Origin of the sequence: Pseudomonas sp. MWU16-30323 (assembly GCF_020515595.1) — a bacterium.
In the GTDB taxonomy this organism is placed as follows: domain Bacteria; phylum Pseudomonadota; class Gammaproteobacteria; order Pseudomonadales; family Pseudomonadaceae; genus Aquipseudomonas; species Aquipseudomonas yamanorum.
The window spans coordinates 1-1131 of record NZ_JAIWYM010000080.1 but is presented as its reverse complement, the minus strand read 5'-3'; the positions used below and the strand labels follow the sequence as shown (position 1 = coordinate 1131).

The window sequence follows — 1131 nt, the reverse complement described above, 5'->3', positions numbered from 1 at the left end:
AGGCTCGGTGTGCCCTTGTAAGATTATTTTCACCTGCTTCAGACCGTGGTGCCCTCAGATTTCAAGATCGTGAGTGAGCATGGGTCGAAGCAGGTTCTTTTCTAAACTAGTCCGAACGGTTGCCTGGGCGTAAAGCCCGATTCTGCAAGGTTGGACGTGAGGAAAACGCCATGGACCATGACTCTGCGTTCGTCGGAATTGATGTTTCCAAAAACAAGCTCGACTCATTCGTCAGCACTACTGGCCAAGTCGAGCAGTTTTTCAATACTCCAGAAGATATCCAGCGTTTAGCTAAGCATCTCAAGGCTCAGATGCCCGCTTTAGTGGTGCTGGAAGCAACTGGCGGATATGAGCGGCTTGCCGCTGCCGAGCTTTGCGCTGCTGGATTACCAGTCGTTGTTGTCAATCCCCGTCAGGTCCGTGATTTCGCTAAGGCTACCGGACGGCTGGCTAAAACCGACGCTCTGGATGCCCAGGTGATTGCGGAGTTTGCTCAGGCGGTCAAACCCGAAATTCGGGAGATGCCAGATGAACACGCTCGTGAACTGGCAGATCTACTAACTAGACGCCGTCAGCTTATCGATATGATCGTGGCGGAGGAGTCTCGACTGAAACAGGCGGTATTCAAGGCGCTTCGACGGGATATCAAGGCACATATCGTCTGGCTTCAAAAGCGTCTTAAAAGTACAGACGATGACTTGCACGAAGCGATCAAAGCTTCGCCGGCCTGGAAGGCCAATTATGATTTGCTGCGCGAGGTCTCAGGTGTTGGCAATGTGCTCGCACTTTCGCTGCTGGCGATGGTTCCTGAGCTAGGCAAAGTGAATCGCAAACAAGTGGCTGCATTGGTTGGTGTGGCCCCTTTTAACTGCGATAGCGGCCTGTACAAAGGACGTAGACGGATATGGGGTGGTCGAGCTGAGGTGCGAAGTGTGCTTTACATGGCTGTCTTGTCCTCGAAGAGCCATAACCCGGTGATCGAGAGGTTCTACAACCGTCTGCTTGCTGCAGGGAAGACGAAGAAAGTGGCGCTGGTTGCATGCATGAGAAAGCTGCTGACGATCCTGAATGCGATGGTCCGAGATCAAAAACATTTCGCTGAAATGGCTTGAGATTCGACACGGTTGCTCA

General features: G+C 52.3%; 1 protein-coding gene. It reads left to right on the top strand.

Features of this window, described 5'->3' with window-relative positions; genetic code table 11:
* Window positions 1-170 precede the first annotated feature (170 nt).
* Window positions 171-1112, top strand: a complete 942-nt coding sequence (locus LIY45_RS30500) for an IS110 family transposase (RefSeq protein WP_093200084.1) — start codon at window positions 171-173, stop codon at window positions 1110-1112.
* The last annotated feature ends 19 nt before the right edge of the window (window positions 1113-1131 follow it).

What these genes read in the sequence shown, in the direction of transcription:
- LIY45_RS30500 (WP_093200084.1), top strand. Translation starts at nt 171, where the DNA reads ATGGACCATGACTCTGCGTTCGTCGGAATTGATGTTTCCAAAAACAAG.